Source organism: Streptomyces sp. CC224B, from assembly GCF_030010595.1.
GTDB lineage: Bacteria > Actinomycetota > Actinomycetes > Streptomycetales > Streptomycetaceae > Streptomyces > Streptomyces longispororuber.
Genome location: NZ_JASCXL010000110.1, coordinates 1 through 23,441 on the forward strand (window position 1 = coordinate 1; position 23,441 = coordinate 23,441).

At 75.7% G+C, this 23,441-nt stretch carries 17 protein-coding genes; 8 read left to right on the forward strand and 9 right to left on the reverse strand.

The annotated features are described in order from the left end of the window. The first annotated feature begins 354 nt into the window (after nt 1-354). Together QK440_RS32640 and QK440_RS32645 are read left to right on the forward strand one after the other, a co-directional pair. Complete coding sequence (locus QK440_RS32640) at nt 355-1,128, forward strand: polyprenol monophosphomannose synthase (protein ID WP_282796876.1); 774 nt, start codon at nt 355-357, stop codon at nt 1,126-1,128. Next, nucleotides 1,125-1,661 (forward strand): GtrA family protein, encoded by a 537-nt coding sequence (locus QK440_RS32645; protein WP_282796856.1) that lies wholly within the window; start codon nt 1,125-1,127, stop codon nt 1,659-1,661. The genes QK440_RS32640 and QK440_RS32645 overlap by 4 nt, the downstream gene beginning before the upstream one ends. Before the next feature lie 40 nt (nt 1,662-1,701). On the opposite strand, the gene QK440_RS32650 is transcribed toward QK440_RS32645, so the two are convergent. Together QK440_RS32650 and QK440_RS32655 are read right to left on the reverse strand one after the other, a co-directional pair. Continuing rightward, a complete protein-coding gene (locus tag QK440_RS32650) occupies nt 1,702-2,571 on the reverse strand; it encodes an ABC transporter ATP-binding protein (RefSeq protein WP_282796857.1) in 870 nt (289 codons plus the stop codon). After that, a complete protein-coding gene (locus QK440_RS32655; RefSeq protein WP_282796858.1) occupies nt 2,558-3,481 on the reverse strand; it encodes an ABC transporter permease in 924 nt (307 codons plus the stop codon). The genes QK440_RS32650 and QK440_RS32655 overlap by 14 nt, the downstream gene beginning before the upstream one ends. A 168-nt stretch (nt 3,482-3,649) precedes the next feature. On the opposite strand from QK440_RS32655, the gene QK440_RS32660 reads away from it, so the two are divergent. The 4 genes from QK440_RS32660 to QK440_RS32675 all read left to right on the forward strand — a co-directional run bounded on the left by QK440_RS32660 (nt 3,650) and on the right by QK440_RS32675 (nt 6,435). Then, entirely contained in the window at nt 3,650-4,279 is a 630-nt protein-coding gene (locus tag QK440_RS32660; RefSeq protein ID WP_282796859.1) for a TetR/AcrR family transcriptional regulator, read from the forward strand. Nucleotides 4,280-4,443: 164 nt separating this feature from the next. After that, entirely contained in the window at nt 4,444-4,608 is a 165-nt protein-coding gene (locus QK440_RS32665; protein ID WP_282796860.1) for a hypothetical protein, read from the forward strand. Between the two features lie 4 nt (nt 4,609-4,612). Next, nucleotides 4,613-5,803 (forward strand): sensor histidine kinase, encoded by a 1,191-nt coding sequence (locus tag QK440_RS32670; RefSeq protein WP_282796861.1) that lies wholly within the window; start codon nt 4,613-4,615, stop codon nt 5,801-5,803. Beyond that, nucleotides 5,791-6,435, forward strand: coding sequence for a response regulator transcription factor (locus tag QK440_RS32675; RefSeq protein WP_282796862.1), 645 nt, complete (start codon nt 5,791-5,793; stop codon nt 6,433-6,435). Before QK440_RS32670 ends, QK440_RS32675 begins: the two co-directional genes overlap by 13 nt. 29 nt (nt 6,436-6,464) lie before the next feature. Here QK440_RS32675 and QK440_RS32680 read toward each other — a convergent pair whose 3' ends face one another. From QK440_RS32680 to QK440_RS32690, 3 genes are all read right to left on the reverse strand, one after another. After that, nucleotides 6,465-7,346: an NAD(P)-binding domain-containing protein gene (locus QK440_RS32680; RefSeq protein WP_282796863.1), complete on the reverse strand. Its 882-nt coding sequence runs from the start codon at nt 7,344-7,346 to the stop codon at nt 6,465-6,467. 170 nt (nt 7,347-7,516) lie between these two features. Further along, nucleotides 7,517-8,512, reverse strand: a complete 996-nt coding sequence (gene galE, locus QK440_RS32685) for a UDP-glucose 4-epimerase GalE (protein WP_282796864.1) — start codon at nt 8,510-8,512, stop codon at nt 7,517-7,519. A 140-nt stretch (nt 8,513-8,652) separates the two neighbouring features. Further along, a complete protein-coding gene (locus QK440_RS32690) occupies nt 8,653-10,329 on the reverse strand; it encodes a glycosyltransferase family 2 protein (protein ID WP_282796865.1) in 1,677 nt (558 codons plus the stop codon). Nucleotides 10,330-10,436: 107 nt separating this feature from the next. On the opposite strand from QK440_RS32690, the gene QK440_RS32695 reads away from it, so the two are divergent. Beyond that, nucleotides 10,437-11,930 (forward strand): glycosyltransferase family 39 protein, encoded by a 1,494-nt coding sequence (locus tag QK440_RS32695; protein ID WP_282796866.1) that lies wholly within the window; start codon nt 10,437-10,439, stop codon nt 11,928-11,930. A 93-nt stretch (nt 11,931-12,023) separates the two neighbouring features. Here the strand turns inward: QK440_RS32695 and QK440_RS32700 are convergent, their stop codons facing one another. Continuing rightward, the gene (locus tag QK440_RS32700; RefSeq protein WP_282796867.1) at nt 12,024-13,577 is read right to left on the reverse strand and encodes a hypothetical protein; all 1,554 of its coding nucleotides are present in this window, start codon (nt 13,575-13,577) and stop codon (nt 12,024-12,026) included. Next, nucleotides 13,574-17,041, reverse strand: a complete 3,468-nt coding sequence (locus QK440_RS32705) for a CDP-glycerol glycerophosphotransferase family protein (RefSeq protein ID WP_282796868.1) — start codon at nt 17,039-17,041, stop codon at nt 13,574-13,576. The genes QK440_RS32700 and QK440_RS32705 overlap by 4 nt, the downstream gene beginning before the upstream one ends. 165 nt (nt 17,042-17,206) lie before the next feature. Between QK440_RS32705 and QK440_RS32710 the strand changes: the two genes are divergently transcribed. Beyond that, complete coding sequence (locus QK440_RS32710; RefSeq protein ID WP_282796869.1) at nt 17,207-19,309, forward strand: bifunctional glycosyltransferase family 2 protein/CDP-glycerol:glycerophosphate glycerophosphotransferase; 2,103 nt, start codon at nt 17,207-17,209, stop codon at nt 19,307-19,309. A 7-nt stretch (nt 19,310-19,316) separates the two neighbouring features. Here the strand turns inward: QK440_RS32710 and QK440_RS32715 are convergent, their stop codons facing one another. Together QK440_RS32715 and QK440_RS32720 are read right to left on the reverse strand one after the other, a co-directional pair. Continuing rightward, a complete protein-coding gene (locus QK440_RS32715; protein ID WP_282796870.1) occupies nt 19,317-22,163 on the reverse strand; it encodes a stealth conserved region 3 domain-containing protein in 2,847 nt (948 codons plus the stop codon). Next, nucleotides 22,160-23,119: a hypothetical protein gene (locus tag QK440_RS32720; protein WP_282796871.1), complete on the reverse strand. Its 960-nt coding sequence runs from the start codon at nt 23,117-23,119 to the stop codon at nt 22,160-22,162. The genes QK440_RS32715 and QK440_RS32720 overlap by 4 nt, the downstream gene beginning before the upstream one ends. Between the last annotated feature and the right edge of the window lie 322 nt (nt 23,120-23,441).

Genomic DNA, 23,441 nt, shown 5'->3' on the forward strand with positions numbered 1-23,441 from the left:
GGTGCTCTGGGGGGGTGCTCTGGGGCCCGTGCCCGCGGGTGGTCTCTTCTTTTTCCCTGCGGTCGGGGGGGGGGGGCCCCCCCCCCCGCCGGGGGGGGGGGCCCCCCCCCGGCTTTTGCGTGTACGTCGTCCTCGGCGGCACAGGCCCCGGCACGGCGCCGGCACGGGCCCGCGCTGCGCGCCTGTGCTGGCAAATCGGTCATTTGGGATACGGTGGATGAGATTATTTCAGGAAGGTCACAAGGTAAGCCGATGACAGAAGCAAGTCCGCTGGACGCGGCGGCGGGCGCGGTCCGCGCCCTCGGCGCCCCGCACCTGCCCGACCAGTGGGCGGCGGCCCCGCTCACCGTCGTCATGCCGACCTACAACGAGGCGGACAGCCTGCCCGGCGTGGCCGAGGCCCTCCTGGCGCTGCCCCTGCCCGGCCTGCGGCTGCTCGTCGTCGACGACTCCAGCCCCGACGGCACCGGCGCGATCGCCGAGGACCTCGCCCGCCGCGCCGAGGAGACGTACGGGCACCGTCGCGTGGACGTCCTGCACCGCGCCGGGAAGGACGGCCTCGGCCGGGCCTACGCGGCGGGCATGGCGCGGGCCGTCGCCGACGGCGCGCACCACGTCCTGCAGATGGACGCCGACGGCAGCCACCCCGCGGCGAAGGTCCCCGAACTGCTCGGCGTGGCCCTCGCCACCGGCGCAGGCGTCGTCGTGGGCAGCCGCTACGTCCAGGGCGGCACGCTCTCCGACGCCTGGGGCGTCCACCGCAGGCTCCTGTCCCGCTGGGCCAACGCCTACGCGGGCACCGTCCTCGGCACCCGCGTACGGGACATCACCGGCGGCTTCAACCTGTGGCGCGCCGACGCCGTGCGCGCCGTGGACCTCACCACCGTGGACAGCGCGGGCTACAGCTTCCAGGTCGAGACGAAGTACCGCGCGCTGCGCCACGGCTTCGACCTCCTCGAAGTCCCCATCCACTTCGAGGACCGCGCCCTCGGCGAGTCCAAGATGAACCTGATGGTGCAGCTCGAGTCGGTCGCCGTGCCGTGGCGGCTGCGGCTGCGCCACGAGCGCGAGACGTGGGTCGCGCGCGCGGCCGGGGCCGCCCGCGGGCACCGGGGGCCGCTGGGATGACGAGCACGGTGCACGAGGCGGCACGGCCGGGGCACCAGGACGCCGTGCGCGTGGCCCGAGCGGCGGCCGCGGCGGCGCCCGGCCCGGGGCCGCTGTCCGGCGGCGTGCCGGCCAGGCTGCGTCGGCTGGGCGTCGAGGTGGCGAAGTTCGGTGTGGTCGGCGGCAGCGGCGTCGGCGTCAACTTCGTCGTCTTCAACCTCCTGCTGCACGGCCCGGGCGCGGCCCCGATGACCGCCACGGTCCTCGCCAGCGCCGTCGCCATGGGCACCAACTACCTGGGCTTCCGCTTCTTCGCCTACCGGGACCGGGCCGCGCGCGGCACACGCCGGCTCGCGCTGTTCTTCGCCTTCAGCGGCATCGGCGTCGCCATGGAGACCCTGCTGTTCTACGCCGCCCACCACGGGGCGGGGATGAGCGGCCCGCTCGGCTCGAACGTCGCCAAGGCCCTCTCCATCCTGCTCGCGTCCGCCTTCCGCTTCCTGGTGTACCGGACGTGGGTGTTCCAGCACCGGGGCCGTCCCCGGCCCGCGTAGGCACGCCTGTACGGGCTCCGTACGGCTCCCGGGGGCGCGGTCAGCGCCTGCCGCCGCCGGTGAACCGCTCGTACTCCGCCATGACCTCGTCGGTCGGGCCGTCCGCGCGCAGCTCGCCGTGCTCCAGCCACAGCACGCGGTCGCAGGTGTCGCGGATCGACTTGTTGTTGTGGCTGACGAGGAACACCGTGCCCGCGTGGCGGCGCAGCTCGCGGATGCGGGCCTCCGAGCGCCGCTGGAAGGAGCGGTCGCCGGTGGCCAGGGCCTCGTCGATGAGCAGGACGTCGTGGTTCTCGGCGGCGCCGATGGAGAAGCGCAGCCGGGCCGCCATGCCGGACGAGTAGGTCCGCATGGGCAGTGTGACGAAGTCGCCCTTGTCGTTGATCCCGGAGAAGTCGACGATCTCCTGGTAGCGCTCCGCGATCCGCTCGGGGGACATGCCCATGGCCAGGCAGCCGAGGCGGACGTTGCGCTCACCGGTCAGGTCGTTCATCAGCGCCGCGTTGACGCCGAGCAGCGCGGGGCGGCCGTCGGTGTAGATCCGGCCGCGCTCGACGGGGAGCAGCCCGGCGACGGCCTTGAGCAGGGTGGACTTGCCGGAGCCGTTGGTGCCGACGAGCCCGATGGCCTCGCCCCGGTGGGCGGTGAAGGAGACCTGCCGCACCGCGTGCACGGTGCGCGTGGCCGGGGAGGCCCCGCGCCGGAGGATCCGGCCGAGGGCGGCGGTGGCCGCGCCGCGCCCGGCGGGGGAGCCCGCCCCGTGGACGCGGTAGACGATGTCGACGCGGTCGGCGACGACGGTGGGGACGCGCCCGTCGGCGTCAACGGTGCCCGTGCCCGTGCCCGTGGCAGGGGCAGTGGCAGTGGCGGCAGCGGCGGGAAGCCGCTCCCCGGTCTCATCCGCGGCCATAGCTCTCCTCCGCCTTCCAGAAGTAGACGAACCCGCCGGCCCCGGCGGCCAGGGCCCAGCCGACGGCCAGGGCCCAGGCGTGGGCCGGGAGCCGGTCCGCGCCGAAGCTGTCGATGAGGGCGAAGCGCATGAGGTCGATGTAGACGACGGCGGGGTTGGCCTCCATGAGGGCACCGACCCAGCGCGGCTGGCCCTTGAGGACGGTGGAGATGCTCCACATGACGCCGGAGGTGTACATCCAGGTCCGCAGCACGAACGGCATGAGCTGCGCGATGTCCGGGGTGCCCGCCCCGAGCCGCGCCATCACCAGGGCGAGCCCGGTGTTGAAGGTGAACTGCAGCGCGAGCACGGGCACGGCGAGCAGCCACGAGGCGCTCGGCGGCACACCGCAGCAGAGCACGATGCCAAGCAGCGCCGCCATGGAGAACAGGAGCTGCTGGAGCTGTTGCAGGCAGTACGAGACGGGCAGCGCGGCGCGCGGGAAGTGCAGCGCGCGCACCAGGCCGAGGCTGCCGGAGATGGCGCGGGTGCCCGCCATCACCGAGTTCTGCGTGAACGTGAACACGAAGACGCCCGTGACCAGGAACGGCACGAAGTCCGCCACACCGTGCTTGGTCTGCATCAGCTCGCCGAAGATCAGGTAGTAGACCGCCGCGTTGAGCAGCGGCGTCATGATCTGCCAGAGCTGGCCGAGCCGCGCCTGGCTGTACTGGGCGGTGAGCTTGGCGGTGGCGAACGCGGCGATGAAGTGGCGCCGCTGCCACAACTGCCGTGCGTACGCGGGCAGGGAGGGGCGGGCGCCGCTGACGGTCAGTCCGAACCGGGCGGCGAGTTCGGCGGGGGGCACCGCCGGGGGCGGCTCCGGTGCCGGGGGCGCCGGGGCGGGCGGCTTGTCGAGGAGATCGGTCACGACCGCTGCTTTCGCTGAGGGGGCGTGGGGACGGGCGCGGCAGGCGCCGGGCAGGCCGGGACCCGGCCACGTCGGGACGGGCCCGTATCGTCGTAACGCCGACAGTAGAAGACTCGGACGACGGAACGCAACCGTATCGTCGTCACGCCCCGGTCCTATGCTGTCCGCATGACGACCAACGGGACGGGCGAAGGGAAGCCGGGCGAGCGGGGGCGCAGGGCGCCCGCCGGGGCGGCCGTGCTGCGCGAGGACGTGACGGAGGCCATCCGGACCGCCGTCTTCGAGGAGCTCGCGGCCGTCGGCTACGCGCGCATGTCGATCGAGGGCATCGCGCGCCGCGCGGGCGTCGGCAAGACCGCCGTCTACCGCCGCTGGCGCTCCAAGCTGCACCTCGTCCTCGACCTGGTGTCGGCCGTCGCCGTCCAGGGCCTGCCCACGCCGGACACCGGGGCGCTGGAGGGCGACCTGCGGCTGCTGTACGAGGTGACGTCCCGCGCCCTGCGCCACCCCGTGGCCTCCCAGGTCGTCCCCGACCTGCTGGCCGAGGCGGCCCGCAACCCCGACATCGAAGCGGCGTTGCAGAAGGCCCTGCGCGAGGGCCAGCACGGCGTGGCCAGCGGCATCGTGGCCCAGGCCGTGGCCCGCGGCGAGCTCCGCGAGGGCCTGGACACGGAGCTGGCGCTCGACCTGATGTCCGGGCCGCTGTACTGGCGGGCGGTCGTCGTCCGCGGCACCCCGCCCCGGGGCTACCTGGACCGGCTCGCGGCGGCGACGGCGGCCGGGCTCAAGGCGCTCTGACCATGGCCTCTCGCCGCCCCGTGTCCGAACGCACGGGGGAGCGGGCCGCGGGGGAGCGGGGTGGAGCGGGCTACACCCCGGATCCGGGTGGACCCACCCTGGCCCGGCGGGCCCCGGCCGGGCAGAGTCGATCACGTCCGCAGCAGACCCCGGAAAGGCCCGCCATGAGATTCGTCCTCTGGCTCGTGCTCGCCGTCGGCGTGCTCGCCAACGCGTTCAGCAGTATCGCCTTCGACGGCACGCGGGAGGTCGTCGTCAGCGTCGTCACCGGGGGCGCGGTCGTCGGCTCGGTCACCGCTCTGGTCCTGACCCGCGAACGCCACCCGTAGCCCCGTGCGGGAGACGCTGGAGCGCGCCGACCGCGCCTCCACGCAGTTGCTCATGGGGGCGGGCCTGGCGCTGCTCTCGTACGTGTTCGTCGGCGTGCTGCTGTTCACGGTGGCCGCCTCCGTCGTCGTCATCGGCCTCGGGGTGCTGCCCGAGACGGTGCTGGCCCTGCGGCGGCTGGCCGGGTGCAAGCGGCGGCAGGTCGCGCGCTGGTCGGGGGTGCGGATCCCCGAGGCGTACACGCCGCTGACCGGCACGCTCACCCGGCGCGTCCGCAAGGCCCTCCAGGACCCCGGCACCTGGCGCGACCTGCGCTGGCTGGCCGCGCACCTCGCCTACGCGCTCGTGCTGCTCCACGTCGCGCTGCCGCTGTGGGTGGTCGGGGCCCTCGTCGACGGGGTGTGGTGCGGGCTGCTGCGCCGCCGGGCCCTCGTGCTGCCGCTGATCGGCCGGCTCGCCGCGCTGGACGCGGCCTGCTCGCGGGTCCTGCTGATGCCCGCGCCGCAGGCGCTGCGCGCGGCCAAACTCGCCGAGCGCGTCGAGGAGCTGACCGTCACGCGCGCGGACGCCGTCGCCGCGCACGGCGCCGAGCTGCGGCGCATCGAACGCGACCTGCACGACGGCGCGCAGGCCCGCCTCGTGGCCCTCTCCCTGCGCGTCGGCCTCGCCAGGCGGATGTACGACACGGACCCCGAGGCCGCGCGGAGACTCCTCGACGACGCCCAGGACCAGGCCGAGGAGGCGCTCACCGAACTCCGGCACGTCGTCCGCGGCATCCACCCGCCGATCCTGACGGACCGGGGCCTGGCGGGTGCCGTACGCGCGCTCGCGGCCGGCAGCGGGCTCGACGTGACGGTGCGGGACGCGGGCGTCGAGGACGGCCCCCGGGCCCCGGCCGCCGTCGAGGCCGCCGCGTACTTCGCGGTTGCGGAGGCGCTGACGAACGCGGCCAGGCACAGCGGCGCCGAGCGGGCCTCGGTGGACCTCGCGCGCTCGGCGCGGGGCCTGCGCGTCGTCGTACGGGACGAGGGGCGCGGCGGCGCCCACGACGGGGCGGGCGCCGGTGCGGCACCGGGCGGGGGCAGCGGGCTGACCGGGATGCGGCGCCGGGTCGCCGCGCTGGACGGGACCATGGAGGTGCACAGCCCCGCCGGGGGGCCGACCGTCGTCGAAGTGGAGCTGCCGTGCGTGTGGTGATCGCCGAGGACAACGCGCTGCTCAGGGAGGGCCTGGTGCTGCTGCTCTCGACCGCGGGGCACGAGGTCGCCGCCGTCGCGGCGACCGGCCCGGAGGTCCTGCCCGCCCTGCTCGCGCACCGCCCCGACGCCGCCGTCGTCGACGTCCGCATGCCGCCCGGGTTCCGCGACGAGGGCCTGCGCGCCGCCCTCGCCGCGCGCCGCGAGATCCCCGGCCTTCCGGTGCTCGTCCTGTCCCAGTACGTCGAGGAGACGTACGCGGCGGAGCTGCTGGGCGGGGGCGCGGGCGGGGTCGGCTACCTCCTCAAGGACCGGGTGGGGAGGGTGGACGAGTTCCTCGACGCGCTGGAGCGGGTGGCCTCCGGCGGGACCGCGCTCGACCCCGAGGTGGTCACGGAGCTGATGACGCGGCGGCGGGACGATCCGCTGGACTCCCTCACCCCCCGGGAGCGTGAGGTGCTCGGGCTCATGGCCGAGGGGCGGGACAACGCCGCCATCGCGGCGGCGCTGGCCGTCTCCGAGCGGGCGGTCAGCAAGCACATCGGGAACGTGTTCCTGAAGCTGGGGCTGGCGCCGGCGGACAGTGGGCACCGGCGGGTGCGGGCCGTCCTTGCGTACCTCAACCGGGGTTGAGGCTGCCCTGCCCGCCGCCCGCGGTGCGATCAGGCCGGGTTGCGCAACAGCTCCACCAGGGACGCGATGCTCTGGTCGCCGCGGCCCTCGGCCATCGCCCGGCGCAGCAGGTCGTGCATCGGCGCGTGCCAGCGCACGTCGAGGCCGTTCTCCGTGCCCAGCTCCTCGTCGTACGGGATGCCCGCGTGGAAGATCCCGACGGACGACAGGGGCGCGGAGTAGTCGCCGCGGTCGATCTCCGCGGCGAACGCGGGCAGCACCGAGTTGACCATCTCCAGCCACTTCTGGGTGTACGGCACCAGGGTGCTCGCGTCCAGGCCGCGCTGGGTGACGAGCGCGGCGCCCTGGAAGAAGCCGAGCAGCGCGGGCAGCAGGGTGCCGCCGACGGCCTGCTCGTACAGGGCCGCCAGGTCGGGTTCGGTGCCGAGGAACCGGGTGTCGCCGCCCAGGACGCGCAGCGTGGCCTCGTGTGCCGTGAACACGGCGTGGTCGCCGCCGTAGTACAGCAGGGTGCCGGGCTTGCCGACGGCCGTCGGCACGTTCTTGATCGCGCCGCCGAGGAAGCGGGCGCCGTGCCCGGCGACCCAGGCGGCCAGCGCGCGGGCGCCGGCCGGGTTGCCGGAGTTGAGGGTGACCAGGTCGCGCCCGGCGAGACCGTCGGCGGCCGGCTCCAGGGCGGTGAGCGTCGCGTCGAACGTGGTGAGGCAGGCGATGGTCAGCGGGCTCGCGGTGATCGCATCGCGGATGTCCACAGCGTGCGCCGCGCCCTGCTCGACCAGGGGCGCGGCCTTCTCCGGGCTGCGGTTCCACACCGTGGTGGGGTGTCCGGCGGCGACGTACGCCGACGCGAGCGCCGCGCCCATGGAGCCGAGTCCGACGACGGTCACGGGCGTGCGGGCAGGCGTGGGCATGGCTGCTCCAATGCTGGGGTGGGGTGGGGGCGCCGAGCGCTCACCCCAGCCTGGATCCGGCCGCCGGGTTCCTCAAGTACCCACTATTTCGTGGGGTACTCACCTTTCGGTGCGTGCGCCCGGGACCCTCGCGGCGGGCGCCCGCAGCCCCTGCCGCGCCCGGAGTCCCTTCAGGTCGCGGTCGCCCCCGCCTCCGGGTGCAGCCGCAGCCAGCCCGCCCACGCCGACTCGACCATCTCGCGCACGTCCCGCTTGGCCGTCCAGCCGAGCTCCGCCGTGATGCGGTCGGCGGCGGCGACGACCCGCGCGGGGTCGCCCGCGCGGCGCCCGGTGACCTCGGCGGGGACGGCCTTGCCCGTGACGTCGGCGATGAGGTCGACCATCTCGCGCACCGAGACGCCCTCGCCCCGGCCGACGTTGAGCGTCAGATCGGTGCCCTCGGGCACCTCGGCGAGGCGCCGGGCGGCGGCGACGTGGGCCTCGGCGATGTCCGCGATGTGGATGTAGTCGCGGACGCAGGTGCCGTCGGGGGTGGGGTAGTCCGCGCCGAAGATGCGCGGGGCGGCGCCCTCGGTGAGCTTCTCGAACACCATCGGGACGATGTTGAAGACCCCGGTGTCGGCCAGCTCGGGGGCGGCCGCGCCCGCCACGTTGAAGTAGCGCAGGCACGCCGTCCGCAGGCCCGTGGCCCGGCCCGTGGCGCGGGTCAGCCACTCGCCCGCGAGCTTCGTCTCGCCGTAGGGGCTGATCGGCAGGCAGGGCGTGTCCTCCGTCACCAGGCCGTTCTCGGTGTCGGGCATGCCGTACACGGCCGCCGACGAGGAGAAGACGAAGGACGGGACGCCCGCGTCCGTCACCGCCTGGAGGAGGACGCGCAGGCCGTCCACGTTCTCGCGGTAGTAGCGCAGCGGCTGCTCCACGGACTCGCCGACCTGCTTCTTCGCCGCGAGGTGGACGACCCCGCTGATCCCGTGCTCCTTCAGGGTGCGCGCGAGCAGGTCCGCGTCCAGCGTGGAGCCGGTCACGAGCGGTACGCCGTCGGGCACGCGCGCGGCGATGCCGGTGGACAGGTCGTCGTAGACCACCGTCCGCTCGCCCGCCTCGGTCATGGCGCGCACGACATGTGCCCCGATGTACCCGGCACCGCCGGTGATCAGCCAGGTCATGGTCAGCTCGTCCCCGTTCCGTCGTGTCCTGTGGCGTCGGCCGTCATCCCGGGCGCCGCGCCGCCCGTCGTCCCGGGCGCCGGGGATGTGTCCCGGACGCCCGGAAGGTGCAGTCTGGCAGAGGCGGGGTGAGGGACGGGTCAGCGGGCGTTTTCTCCGGTGCGCGGGGTGCCTCGGGGGCGCAGGGTGCGTGCGAGGCGCGTGAGCCGCCGCCGCGCGACCTCGGCCACGCCGCGCGCGCCCGGCGCGAGCCGCACCGCGAGGTTCCCGGCCCCCGTCGCGTACGGCTGGACGAGCAGGACGCCGTGCCGCGCGTGCGGCAGGGCCGTGCGGCGCAGCAGGCCGGGGCCCGCCACCGCGCGGGCCGTCGTCGCGCGGCTGGTGCCGTCGGTGAAGAGCAGCCGCACGCGCAGGTCGAAGACGTCGCCGTCGAGCGCGCCGAGGTCCAGGCGCACCTCCGCGGCCCAGGTCTCGCCGGGTGTCTCGGTGTTCAGGACGGCCGTGCGGCGGAGCTGCGGACGGCCGCCGCGGCGGGGCGCGAACCCCACGTCGACCACGGCGGGCCCGGCCTCCGCGACCCGCCCGTACAGCTCGTGCAGACGGAGCCGCAGCACCCCCGCGCGGGGGCGCAGCTCGGCGTCCACGGCGAGCGGCAGCAGCCGCAGCGGCCGGTGCAGGAGGTGGTCGAGGGTCACCTGGGGCAGGTCCTCGGCCCAGACAGGCGTGGCGTCGGCCGCGCGCGCGTACGGCGGGGCCAGCCGGGCGGGGCGCGCGGCCACCTGCTGGAGCCGGGCCAGGTCGCGGGGGTGCGCGGCGGCGAGCAGCACCCGGGCGATGACGCGGCCGGGCGCGGGCGCGGCCTCCAGGTCGGCCGCGTCGAACTCCGCGAGGTACGCGCGCGTGAGCTGCCACCAGCGGCGCTGGTACGCCGGGCCGCGCGCGGGCAGCTCCCGCGCGTACATGCGCAGGCTGTGGTCGAGGAACGTGGCGCGGGCGGCCCGCGCGAGCGCCGTGCCGCCGCTGCCGCCCGCCGCGCGCAGGACGTCCACGGCCTGGCGGTGGGCGGCGAGACGGGCCTCCCAGTTGGTGATCCCGGCCCGGTCGAGGGAGATCGACAGCTTGGCGGCGGCGCGCCGCACGTGCCACACGTACACGGGGTCCGGGACGAGCGCGACGCGCGGCGCGGCGGCCAGGACGCGCGCCCCGAACACGAAGTCCTCGTAGACGAAGCGGCCCTCGGGGAAGCGGACGGCGTGCGCGCGCAGGAAGTCCGTGCGGTACACCTTGCCGACGCACAGCGTGTCGCGGACCAGGCGCGGCCGCAGCTCGGGCCGGGGGACGAGCGCGGGCCTGCGGTACAGCTCGGGCTGCCAGGGCTGGTCCCGTCCGGAGGGCAGCTCGCGGCGCACGCACAGGCCGGAGGCCACGTCGGCGCCGTGCCGCTCGGCGGCGGCGACGAGCACCTCCGCCGCGCCCGGCGCCAGCACGTCGTCGCTGTCCAGGAAGGTCACGTAGGCGCAGGACGCGGCGTCGACGCCGTCGTTGCGGGGGGCGCCGCAGCCGCCGCTGTTGGCCGCGCGGCGCACCACTCGCACGCGCGGGTCGGCCGCGGCGAGGCCGCGCAGGACGGCGGGGCTGCCGTCGGTCGAACAGTCGTCGACGGCGATCACCTCGCCCACGACGGGCCCCTGGGCCAGCGCGGAGCGCACCGCGTCCGCGACGTGTGCCGCGTCGTTGTAGCCGATGACGACGACGGTGACGCGCGGGGCCGGTGGCCGCGCCGACGGAGGGTTCCGTTCCGCGGGGGAGATGTCCACGGGGGAAATGCTAGGGCTTGTCCAGAATTATCCGATTAGGGGCGCGGCGTAAGTCGTATGCCGCATATGGTGTTAAGAACGGGCGAAGCTGAGTAAACCTCCCCCTCGTGGAGGTCACGCAGGCAGAGACACCTCGCGCCGTGCTCGTTCCCGTCCTCACCATGCTGGCCGTCGGCCTGTGGGGCATCGAGCGCGGCTCCCTCTGGCGCGACGAGGGCGTCACGCTCCAGGTGGCGCGCCGCTCCCTGCCCGAGATCTGGCACCTGCTGCACTCCGTGGACGCCGTGCACGGCCTGTACTACCTGCTCATGCACGCCGTGCTCCCGTCCGGCGCGGGCGAGGTCGCCCTCCGCCTGCCGTCCGTGTGCGCCGCCGCGGCCACCGCCGGGCTCGTCGCGGCGCTCGGCGCGCGACTGGCCCGCCCGCGCGTCGGCCTGTGGGCCGGACTCCTGTACGCGGTCACGCCGTTCGCCGGGCAGTACGCGCAGCAGGGCCGGTCCTACGCGCTGGTCGCCGCCGGGGCCGCGCTGTCCACACTGCTGTTCGCCCGCGCGGCCGAGCGGCCCGCCCGCCGGGGCCCGTGGTGCGCGTACGGGGCCGCCACCGCCGTCACCGCGCTGCTGCACGAGCACGCCGTCCTGCTGCTCGCCGCGCACGCCGTGACCCTGCTGCTCGTCCGGGCCGGGGCACCGGTGTGGCGCGCCTGGGCGGGCGCGGCGGTCCCGGCCGCGCTGGCGCTGGTGCCGCTCGCCGTCGTCTCGCACCGCCAGGCGGCCCAGGTCGGCTGGCTGCGGCCGCCCGACGGCGCGGCGGTGGTGCGGCTGCTGCGGGACGTCACAGGCCCGACCCTCACGGTCGTCGCCGCCGAACTCGCCCTCGCCGCGCTCGCCCTGTGCGGGCCCTGGACCCGCCGCCCCACCGGCCGCGGACCACGGCTCCCGCTCCAGGCGGTCGCCCTGCCGCTCCTCGTGGTGCCGCCCGCCGTGCTGCTCGCCGTCTCGCAGCAGTGGCCGCTGTACCACGAGCGGTACGTGCTCTACTCCCTCGCGGGCGCGCCGCTGCTGGTGGCGGCCGGGTTCGAGCGCGCGGCCCGGCTCGCGCGGATGACCGGCGGCCCGCGCGAGCTGGGCGCCCTGGCGCTGGCGGGCGCGCTCGTCGCGGGCTGCGTCTTCTGGTGGCAGCTCCCGCTGCACCGCGGCGACCGGACGGCCGGGCGCGGCGAGGACCACGCGGCCCTCGCCGCCGTCGCCGCCCGCGAGGTGCGCCCCGGCGACGCGGTCCTGTACCTGCCGCTCATCGCCCGCCGTGTCCGCCTCGCCTACCCGGAGGGCTTCCGCGGCACCCGGGACGTGGCGCTGCGCGTGCCCGGCACCGCCTCCGGCACCCTCTACGGCCGCGAGTGGGACCCCGCGGCGCTGCGGCGCGCGCTCGCGGACGAGGACCGCCTGTGGGTGCTCACCGAGTCGGGCCCGCTGTGGCGCGCGGCCCGCGGCGGCGACGGCACGGAGAAGACCAAGATGCGCGTGCTGCGCCGGGACTTCACCCGGCGCGCCGAGCACGTCACGGTCGGCGGGTCGCTGCGGCTGTACGTACGCCGCTGAGGCCCGGGGCCTGAGGCCTGAGGCCTCGTCACGTACGCCCGAGGGGCTGGGCCCCCGTCACGTACGCCCTGCGAGTTGAGCCCCGCCCCACCGTCACGGACGCCGCGGGCCCGGCCCGCCGACCCGCGCGAGGACCTCGCCCGTGCGCGGTCCCCACGCCACCACCACCGCCTCCGGCGGTACCCGCTGCGCGGGGGCGAGCAGCAGCCAGCGCACGTGGTAGCGGCGGACCACGGCGGCGCGTTCGGCGCGGGTGGAGTCCGGCGCGAGGTAGTCCCGCACCGCGCGCAGCCGCCGCTGGCGGACGTCGTCGTCGAGCGAGGTGTCCGGCCAGGCGGGCGCGACGAGGTCGACGCCGGCGGCCGGGAGCGACCGCGTGGGCCGGTAGCCGTCGGTGAGCACCACGTCGCCGGGGCGCATCCGCGACGTCGCCCAGGTGTAGTCCGGCCACCGCGGCGGCTGGTCGAAGCCGATCGGGTCGAGCGCGCGCGGCACCACGGCACCCGCCTGGACCTGGAAGAACCCGACGGCCGCGCCGAGCGCGGTCGCCCCCGCCAGCGCCGCGCGGCGCGTCCCCCAGGGCCGGGGCGCCGCCAGCTCGACGGCGAGGGCGAACTGGAGCGGCACCAGGGTCAGGCCCAGGATGCGGCCGTAGGTGTAGTGGCCGCTGCACCAGCCGTAGGCCACCACCGCGCAGTCCAGCGCGAACATCAGCACCAGCGGGTCGCGGTGGTCCCGGCGCCAGCGGACGAACAGCGCCGGGAGGCCGAGCGCGGCCAGCCAGAAGCGCTGCGGCATCTCGGTGTAGAGCTGGCGGTGGATCCAGTCGACGCTCTGGTCGCCGACCAGCGCGAGCGGGTTGAAGTAGGGCCAGGTCGTGGCCACCGCCAGCGCGGCCGCGCACGTCAGGCCCCACCGCGGCAGCGTCCGGGCCAGGGCCGCGGCGCCGCGAATGGACCCGCCGCAGGCGAAGGACACCACGCCGATGACCGCGGCGACCGACGAGATCGGGTGGATGAGCAGGACGAGGCCGCACAGCGCGCCCAGGCCCGCGTGCCCCCGCCAGGACAGCGGGCCGCGGGCCGCCCACGCCCAGGCCCAGAACGCCAGGCCGATCGCGCACGTGGACGGGTAGCCCAGGTTCCCCGTCATCGACATCAGGCCCAGGTAGCCGCTCCACCACGCCGTCCGCGTGCCCCACAGCAGGACCATCGCGCCCAGGGCGAGCACCGGCGCCCACGGCCGGGGCGTGAGCACGCGTACGAAGCGGCCGATGCCCGTCAGCAGGACCAGCAGGTTCAGCGGTCCGGAGACCTTCACCACCTGCCAGCCGGCGAGGCCCGTGGTTTTGGCGACGAGGGCCTGGGCGACGGCGTACGGCGAGTAGTACGCGCTGCCGTCGCCCGGCAGGTCCGCCATCGGGTGGCGCGGGTGCAGCAGGTCCGCCCTGAGGCGTTCCACCACCGCCGCGTGCTGCCCGAAGTCGCAGCACATCGGCACCCGCCAGTACGCGAGCGTCATGACGAGCCAGAACAGCGCGCCGCACACCAGGTACGGTCCTGGCCGGCGCCGCCCGGCCCCGGAGGCCGTCGCGCCGCGGGCGGCACGGCGGACCTGCGGCGCCGGCAGCGTCGGCAGGGCCCTCATCCCAGGAGCCTGTCCGCGACGCGGGCGGCGGCGTGGCCGTCGTCGAGGTCGCAGTAGTCCTCGCGGAAGGACGCGTACGCCTCGGCGTGCCGGGCGGCCACCGCGTCGAGGTCGCGCAGCGCGGCCACGACGTCGTCGGTGGAGGCGAGCAGCGGCCCCGGCGCGCGGGTCTCGAAGTCGAGGTAGAAGCCGCGCACGGTGTCCCGGTAGTGCTCCAGGTCGTAGGCGTGGAACAGCATCGGGCGGCCGGTGTGCGCGAAGTCGAACATCAGGGACGAGTAGTCGGTGACGAGCACGTCGGCGACCAGCAGCAGTTCGGCGGCGCGGGGGTACGCGCTGACGTCGCGGACGAAGGGCGCGCGGGCGCCCGGCAGCCGGCCGGACGCCAGCGGGTGCTTGCGGACCAGCAGCACGTGGTCGTGGCCGAGCGCCCGCTCGGCGGCGCGGAGGTCGAGCGCCGACTCGTGGCGGAAGTGCCCCGGGCCCGCGGCCAGATGGTCGCGGTACGTCGGCGCATACAGCACCACCCGCTTGTCCGGCGTGAGGCCCAGTTCGTGCCGCACGCGGTCGGCGACCTTGGCGCGGTCGGCGGCGAACAGCACGTCGTTGCGCGGCGACCCGGCCTCCAGGACCTCCCCGTCGTAGGCGAGGGCGCGCCGCAGGTGCGCGGTGGCGAAGCGGCCGGGGGAGACCAGGACGGACCACTGGCGCGCCAGGCGGGGCAGCGCGTCCAGGTGGCGGTGGTCGGCGTACAGGGTGTCCGTCAGGTCGGTGCCGATGCGCTTGAGGGGGACGCCGTGCCAGGTCTGCACGACGGTCTGGCCCTCGCGCCGCTCGAAGAAGTCCGGCAGGTGGTCCGCGGCGACGATGCGGCGGCAGCGGGCCAGGGCCTCGTACCAGGCGGCGCTGTGCTCCTCCACGCCGAGTGCGCCGGGCGGCACCGCCGTCTGCTGGTCGCGCGTGACCCACAGGTGCTCGGTCTCGGTGCCGCGCCGCACCAGCTCCTCGTGCACGGCCCGCGGCGAGTCCCCGTCGAGGTACAGGACCGCGTCGCGCAGGGCCTGGGCGCGCTCGCGCGGGTAGTGCCCGGTGCGCAGCCGGTGGCGGCGGTAGGCGCCGCGCTCGGCGGGGGCGAGCACCGACCCGGACTCGATCACGAGCCGGTCGCCGAAGCGCCGCCCGACCGTGACCTCGCGCCCCTCGACGGTACGGCGCTCCGGCAGCGCCGCGCCCAGCGAGGCGAGCACCCGCACCGGAACGCCGGGGCCGCTCTCCCCGGCCTCGCGCAGGAAGGCGTACCAGCGGCCCTGGCGCAGCAGGCCGCCGCCCGGGGCGAACACCGCGCGGAAGCGGGCGCTGCCCTCGTGCAGGTTCCGCTCCACCGGCACGGTCACCTCGTCGTCGCGGACGCTGTGGCGCAGCACGAGGTCGGCCGTCGGCCAGCTCGCGGGGGTCGCCGTGCCCTCGACGGTCAGGGAGCCGTCGGTGGCCCACAGCACACGGTCGGCGACGGGCTGCCGGGTGAGGTCGACGACGAGGCGGCCCTGGTCGTCGGCGGTGGCGCACAGCTCGCGGCCGGGCCGGGACGCGTACCGGCCCGGCGGCAGCCCGAGCGCGGCGGCCACCGGGACCAGGCTGCCGTCGGCCAGGACGAGGTGGGCCTGCCAGCGGTCGCCGTGCGCCGGCTCGACCTGGGCGGGCGCGTGGTGCGGGGCGGGCGGCACGTCCTCCAGGCCGGCCAGGCGCAGGCGGGCGTCGAAGCGGTACCCGGCGACGGCCAGGGGGCAGTCGAACACCGCCTGGGCGTTGCTCAGGCGCAGCGCCCTGGGGTGGACGTCGTCGTGGAGCGTGCCCGTCAGCACCACGTCGCCGCCGTCGAGGCGGTGGGAGTCCACGCGCGCGGTGTACTCCTGGACGCGCAGCACCAGGCGCCCCTTGCTGAAGCCGGCCGCGAGGCGGACGCCGTCCTCCAGGTCGCGGACCAGCGTCTGGGTGCCCGCGCCGTCCTCGGCGCGCACGGCCGCGCGCCGGACCCTGCCGTGGCCCGCGACGACGACGCCGAGCAGCCAGTTGCCGGGCTGCCAGCGGCCCTCGATCCGCAGCCGCTCGGGGTTGATCCGCATCTCGAAGCCGGACCGGTCGTAGCAGTGCACCCGCTGCCCGGAGGCCTCGGTCGCCTCGGGCGCGGCGACCGTGCGGGTCGGCACGTACCGGAACTGCCCGCGCGCGTGGGCGGACTTCAGCAGCCCGGCCTTCACGCTGTGCGCGGCGCGGGCCGCCTCCAGGTTGCGCACGTACGCGTAGCCGCGCAGGCGCAGCGTGCCGTCCGCGTCCCAGACGGCCTCGCGCAGCCGGGCCACGACGGGCAGTTCGCCCTTGCCGAGCCGGGTGACCTCCTTGGGCAGGGCGCCCACGCCGGGGAAGGCCGCGTACCGGCGCAGGGCGCCGCGCACGGTGAACGCGCCCTTGCCGCCGCGCCGTTCCCCGTCGAGGAGCCCGATCAGCTCCTCTCCCCGCCCCTCGCGCACCAGGTGCCACTTCACACGCAGGTCGACGGGGAGCCGGCGCGGCACGGAGGGGTCGCAGGCGCGCAGGAAGGCGGCGGTGCCCTCGAGGAACGCCGCCCGGTACTCGGGGCCGCCCATGGGCAGGCCCTCCAGGAAGTACACGAAGTCGTCCCGCAGGCAGGACGCGTCGTACACCGCCTTCAGCTCCGGCGCGTGCCCGGCGAGGAAGGAGCTGACGTCCGCGCAGGCCGCGATCCGGTCGCGCACGCCCTTGACGTCGGTGCGCCGCCGCGTGATGGAGCCCTCGCGCACCCGCCAGTAGTAGACGTGTTCGCTCAGCACGTCCACGGCGCCGGCGAGGAAGTGCGCGGGGATCATCACCGGGGTGTCCTCGTACAGCCGTCCCTCGGGGAAGGCGAAGTCGTGCCGGTCCCAGAAGTCCCTGCGGAACACCTTGTTCCAGGCGACGCGGTCGGCGAGCAGCGCGAGGTCGCGGCTGATGTGGGTGCGGGTGCGCGAGCCGGTCAGCCACTGGTACTGCCAGGCCTGGGAGCGGCCGCGCGCGGTGAGCCGCCAGACGTTGCCGGTGGCGAAGTCGGAGCCGCTCGCGTCCAGGCTCGCGACCATCCGGGCGTACGCGCCGTGCGGCACCACGTCGTCGCTGTCCACGAACGTCAGATAGGTGGCCGCCGGATCGGCGTGCCGCACCCCGGTGTTGCGGGCGGCGCTCAGGCCCGCGTTGTCCTGGCGCACATAGGTGAAGCGCGGGTCGCGGGCGGCGAAGGCGCGGGCGATGTCGGGGCTCGCGTCGGTGGAGCCGTCGTCGACGAGGACGACCTCCAGGTCACCGGCCTTGTCCCCGGTGCCGACCGACTGCTGGGCGATCGACTCCAGGCACTCCTCGAGGAACTCCTCGACGTTGTAGATGGGCACGACGACGCTGAGTCGGGGCTGCACGGCGACCGGCCTTTCATGGGAATATTCCTGGGCGTATGGGATCAATACTCCTATTACGGGGATATCCATCCGGTTTGCCGTGCCGTGTCGGCCTTCGCGGCGCCGATCACCCCTACGAGTGAGGGTTCTTCGGCGGTCCGTACGCATTGGCTACCGTCGGTGCGCATGTCGCGCTTCTCCGTTGTCGTGCCCGCCCACCGCGTCCAGGGGTACCTGAGGGAGTGCCTGGACTCCGTGCTCGGCCAGTCGTTCGGCGACCTCGAACTGATCGTCGTCGACGACGCCTCCCCCGACGGCTGCGCGGACATCGGCGCCGAGTACGCGCGCCGCGACCCGCGCGCCCGCCTCGTCCGGCTGCCCGAGCGCCGGGGCCCCGGCCCCGCCCGCAACGCCGGAGCCGACCGCGCCACCGGCACCTATCTGCTCTTCCTCGACGGTGACGACCTGCTGCTCCCCGGCGCCCTCGCCGCCGCCGACGCCGCCCTCACGGACGCGGGCGACCCCGACGTGCTGCTGTTCGGCCACGACCGCACCGACTGGTGGGGCGACGTGCGGCCCGGCGGCGACGACGTGGCCGGTGACCCCCTCGCCGTGACGCCCGCCGCCTGGAACCGCGCCGTGCGGCGGGAGTTCTGGACCGGCCGGCACCTGGCGTTCTCCACCGGCCCCTACGAGGCCGTGGTGCCCGCGCACCGGGCGGTCCTGCTGGCCGGGGACCGCGTCGCCGCCCTGGACCGGGCCTGCGTACGCCGGCGCGAGCGGCGCGACGGCGGCCTCGCCCACGCGCCCGGCGAGCGCCACCTGACGGTGCTCGACCGCTACGAGGACCTGTTCACCGCCGGCTACGACCGGCCCGACGCCGCCGCCCGGCTCTACCCGGGTGCCGTCCGCCACCTGCTCGCCGTCGCCGGCGACCCCGGGCGCCTGCCCCGCGACGAGCGGCCCGCGTTCTTCCGCCGCGCCGCCCGGCTCCTCGCCGCGCACCGGCCGCCCGGACACGAGCCCGCGTCGGCCGAGGAGCGCGCCCTCGCCGACGGCTCGTACCGCGCCTACCGGCGCCTCGAGCGGTCCGCGGCCCGGAGCGCCGCCCTGCGCGCCCAGCTCACCCGGCGCCGCAAGCAGCTCGCCGACCGCGTCAAGCGCACCGCCTACCGCGCCGAGCTGCGCACCGCGCGCCTCGACCCGCACCTCGCCGTGTACGGCGCGTACTGGAACCGCGGTGTCGCCTGCAACCCGGCCGCCATCCACGCCAAGGCCCGCGAACTCGCCCCGCACGTCCGGGGCGTCTTCGTCGTCTCGTACCACCACCGGCACCGGGTCCCGCCCGGCGTCGACCACGTCGTCGCGGACTCGCTCGGCTACTGGCGGCTCATGGCCCGCGCCACCTACCTGATCAACAACTCCAGCTTCCCCGGCGGCTTCACCAAGCGCCCCGGCCAGGTCTACCTCCAGACCCACCACGGCACGCCCCTGAAGAAGATGGGCATGGACCAGCGGCGCTACCCGGCGAGCACGCACAACCTCAGCTTCCGGCGCCTGCTGGCCCACGTCGACCAGTGGGACTACAGCCTCTCCGCCAACCCGCACTCCACCGAGACCTGGGAGCGCGTCTACCCCTCCGCGTCCTACCGCGCCCTGGAGCTCGGCTACCCGCGCAACGACGTGTACTTCACCGCGACCGCCGACGACGTCACCCGCGTCCGCAAGGAACTCGGCGTCCAGGAGGGCCAGAAGGTCCTGCTGTACGCCCCCACCCACCGCGACTACCAGAAGGGCTTCCTGCCCCGCCTCGACCTGGAGCGCTTCGCCGCCGCGCTCGGCCCCGCGTACGTCCTGCTGGTCCGCGCCCACTACTTCTACGGCGCCGCCGCGGACCTCGCCGCCACGCACCCGGGCATCGTCGACGTCACCGGGCACCCGCGCGTGGAGGACCTGTGCCTGGCCGCCGACGCGCTGGTCACGGACTACTCCTCGCTGATGTTCGACTACGCCTGCCTGGACCGCCCGATCGTCACCTACGCCCCCGACTGGCAGGCCTACCGGCTCGCCCGCGGCACCTACTTCGACCTCCTCTCCGGCCGCGAGGGCGAGACCCCCGGCGCGGTGGCGACCACCGAGGACGAGCTGATCGCGCTGTTCTGCGACGGCGCCTGGGACACCGACGCCACCACCCGGCTGCGCTCCGCCTTCCGGGCCCGCTTCTGCCCGTACGACGACGGAGGCGCGGCCGAGCGGGTGGTGCGCCACCTCTTCCTGGGCGGCGCCTGAGGAGACGTCAGCCCTTGGCCCGTTCCGCCTTCTCGTAGGGCGAGCGCACCGGGAAGTACGCCGCCAGGAACGCCCGCAGCGCCAGCGCCCGCTCCTCCTCCGCCAGGCCGCCGCCGGGCGACTCGCCGACGCAGAACGCGGTCTTGTGCCGCGACTGGAGCAGCCGCCCGAGCCGGGCGTGGTGGGCGCGGTCGGCGATGTCCACGAAGTCGTACGTGATCGACCCCGGCACCGCCCGCCCCGTCAGATACGCGTAGTGCTGGAACAGCGACGAGACGACGGAGTGGTCGCCGTTGCCCCGGAACGCGCTGCGGGCCGTCGCCGCCAGCTCACGGCCGTACCGCTCGGCGAGCTCCTGCAGGACGCTGCGCCGCAACGCGTACGGCACGTGCAGCAGGCAGTGCGTCGCGGTGCGGCCGAAGTCGCGGCGCAGCAGCTCCCGGTTGTTCTTCGCGGCGGCCAGGTAGCCCTCGTCGGCGGCGGACACCGGCAGGTCGGGCACGGAGACCGACGACCAGAAGAACCGGGTGAGCCCGTTGGGCAGGAAGAAGGTGTCCGGGGCGGTGGGGCGGCCCAGGAACATGTCGTCGTTGACGTACAGGAAGTGCTCGGACAGGCCCTCGATGCGGTGGAGCTGGGTCTCGATGGCGTGCGAGTTGAACGTCGGCAGGCAGGCGTCCGGGTCGGCGAACAGCTCGCGGTGGTCGACCACCGTCACGCCCGGGTGCGCCGTGTCCAGCCACGCCGGGACCTGGCCCGCCGTGACCAGGTAGACGTGGCGCACCCAGGGCGCGTACATCGCCAGGGACCGCAGCGAGTACCGCAGCTCGTCGCGGTTGCGGAAGCGGACCGGGCCCGTGTCGGCCGAGGCGGCGTCGCCCGGCCTGCCCAGGGCGGTGGCACGGGCCGCGCGCCACTGCGGGTCGGTGTCGTCGACCCAGGTGTAGACGGCGTCGACGGGGAAGCCGACGTCCTTCATCAGGAGCTGCGTGAACACCTCCAGCGTCGGGTACTCCCGCTCGCCGACGCGCAGCCGCGCGGTGGGCGTGAGCGACGGGAGCTGGTACCCGGCGAGCGTGCTGCCGAACGGCGCCCGCCAGGCCCACCCGCTCTCCTCCGGCTCGCCGGTGCGGGTCCAGAACGCCACCGTGCACGCCTGCTGCACGCCGTGGCGCAGCGACAGCGTCGACGTGGTGACCGGCTTGAAGACCTTCAGGCCCGCCATCTCGCCGAGGCTGTCCAGGCGCTCGGCGAGCACCACCCCCGGCGCGGCGTCCCGCGGCCGCACCAGCTCGGCGTAGACCGGCCGGCCCTGGAGCACCTCGGCGAGGGCCTTCAGGGCGGCGTCGCGGTGGTCGTCGGCGACGGCGAGGGTGTGCGAGGCCCCGCTGCCGTGCGTACGGACCAGGATGTACGGGACGTCGTGCGTCTGGAGCGCGGACGCGGTCAGGTCGAGGTTGAGGGCGGCCATGCGGGCGGCGAGGACGTCGTCGCGCTGCTCGGCCAGGCGGCCCACCGAGCGGATCAGGCGCGGGTGCGCCGCCCGGATCTCCTCCTCGCGGGCCCGCTCGTCGGCCGGCGCCCCGGCGACCAGGGTGTGCGGCGCGGTCGGCCGGAAGCCGGGGCCGCCGGAGGCGACGCCGAGCGCCACCTTGTCCGCGCGCTCGGCGAGCCGCTCGGGCCGGTCGCGGCCCGCGACGAGCCGCGCGTACAGCTCCTCCCACAGCGCGGTCACGCGCGCGGACGAGAAGCGGTCGTACACGCCCTTGCGCGCGGCCCGCGCGAAGTCGAAGCGGGTGGTGTCGTCGGACATCAGCTCCGCCATCGCGGAGGCGAGCTGCTCCACGTCGCCGGGCGGCACGAGCAGCCCGTCCACCCGGTGCCGCACGATCTCGGCGGGGCCGGTCAGGACGTCGTACGCGACCACCGGCACGCCCGCCGCGAGCGCCTCGAGGAGCACCAGCGGGAACGCCTCGTTGTGGCCCGCGGTCATCAGCGTCATGCCCGCCTTCGCCCACTCCGCGGCCATGTCCTGGCACGGCCCGAGGAGCTCCACCCGGTCCTGGAGGCCGTAGGCGTCCACCAGGCGGCGCAGGCTCTGCTCCCGGTGGCCGCTGCCGAAGACCCGCAGCGTCCAGTCCGGGTGCGCCTCGGCGATCCGCGCGAACGCCCGGACCGCGTGGTCGACCCGCTTCTCGCCGGTGAGGCGCGCGGCCATCACCACGACCTTGGCGCGGCCGTCGGCGCGCGGCCGGAAGCCGTCCGGCACGGCGTTGGGGATCACCGCCAGCTCCGGCGCCGTCGCGCCCAGGGACTCCGCGATCCACTCCCGGGTCCGCTCCGTCAGCGTGACCAGGGCGTCCAGGCGCGGCGCGTACAGCAGCAGCGGCTCGCCGGAGGAGCCCCGGCGCTGCGTCGGCCGGTGCTCCTGGTGCACGGTCACCACGCGGGCGGGCGCCAGCTCGACCGCCGCGGCGAGCAGCGCGGGCGTGGTCGTCACCAGCACGTCGGAGTCGAGCGTGGTCAGCGCCGCGCGCAGCTCCACGTCCGCGAGCCGGTCGAACGCCGACTCCCAGGCGGGGTCGATCAGTTCGCTGGGCAGCGCCGCGAGCGTCCGGCAGGCGGCCTCGTCGAGGCGGGACACGCGCACCGGCCGCTCGGGCGTCAGCGTGCGGTCCACCAGGTAGCGCACGGGCAGCTCGCGCGCCTCGGGGAAAAACGGCTCGGGCCGGGTGCGGAAGACGGACAGGACCTCCACGTCGTGCCGCTCGGCGAGGTGCAGCGCCTGCGTGTAGGTGGCGAGCTCCGTGCCGCCCATCTCGTCTCCCCAGCCGAGGAGGTAGGTGATCTTCATGAGGTCTCCTTCTGCTCGTCGAGGTGGTGCGTCAGGTCCAGGCAGGTCACGGCGAAGGCGCCGGACGCGGTGAAGTGCGGGTGCGCGCGCACCAGGCCGCCGCCCGCGAGGGCGACCACCCGGAACGGCGTGGGGAACGCCGACGGCAGATCCCGTACGTCGGTCAGCCGGCGCCCGAGCGGAACCCCGGCCACATGGAACTCCCACACCCACTGGCCGGGCCCCGCCGCCGCCATCGCCGCCAGCGGCAGCGCGAAGCGGAACCGGTCGCCGGTCCAGGCCAGTGGCACCGGCACGGCCCGCCCGTCCCGCCGCCGCACCGCCTGCGCCGGGCCCGTGCCACGGGCCGCGACCAGCCGCCCGTGCACCGTGATGCCGTCCCCGCGCGGCTCGAACCGCACCAGCTCCGCGCGCGGCCGCGACCGCGTCACCTGCACCACGGCCCGCCCGCCCCGGCAGCGCACCAGGCGCAGGAGCGTCCCGGTGCGCGGGTTCGGGGCGTACGGCAGCGTCGGCGTGGCCGGCGCCGGGGTCTCCGTGAGCGTCAGACCGTGCCGGCGTACGCGGCCGTCGGCCCCGGTCACCACGAGGGTGAGCCGCCAGACGCCGTCGCTGAGGACGGGGCCCTGGCCTGGGCGGACGGGGGTCGCGGCGTCGTAGAGGGTCGCCGTCGCGGTCAGCAGGGGGGCGCCGGTGCCGAGCCGCTCGACGGTCAGCGGTACGCGGTGGCGGCGCGGGCCGCGGGTGATCAGGAGCTCCGCCGCGCGCAGGTCCGGGGCGGGCAGGGGCAGGGCGAGGTTCAGGGTGCGGCTGTCCCTGAGGGACAGGTGGACGGGGGTGAGCAGGGTGCCGCCGCGGTGGCGGCCTGCGGCCAGGCGTTCCGCGCGGTAGCGGGCGGAGCGGGCCGCCCGCCGGGCCCTTCGGGCCAGGCCGACGAAGAGATGGTAGGCGTGCATTGCCCTACTTTGCCCGGTGTGGGGCCCTCGGGCGGCGTGCGGCGCGCGGGCCTCCCCTTTCCCACCCGCCCACCCGTGCAGCCCTGGCCTTGCCCGCCCGGCCCCGACGCGGAGCGCTTTCCCGCCGTCGCGCGTTCTTTCCCGCCCCCCCCCACCCGTGCCGCCCCGGCCTTGCCTGCCCGGCCCCGACGCGGAGCGCTTTCCCGCCGTCGTGATTCCGCCGCGGTAACCGCTGTGGGCAGTCGTCCCGCGGGGCGATGGGGGTCCCCCCTGCTCGAGCGAAGCCGAGAGCTTGGGGGAGGGTGCGCACAGCCCCAGGTGC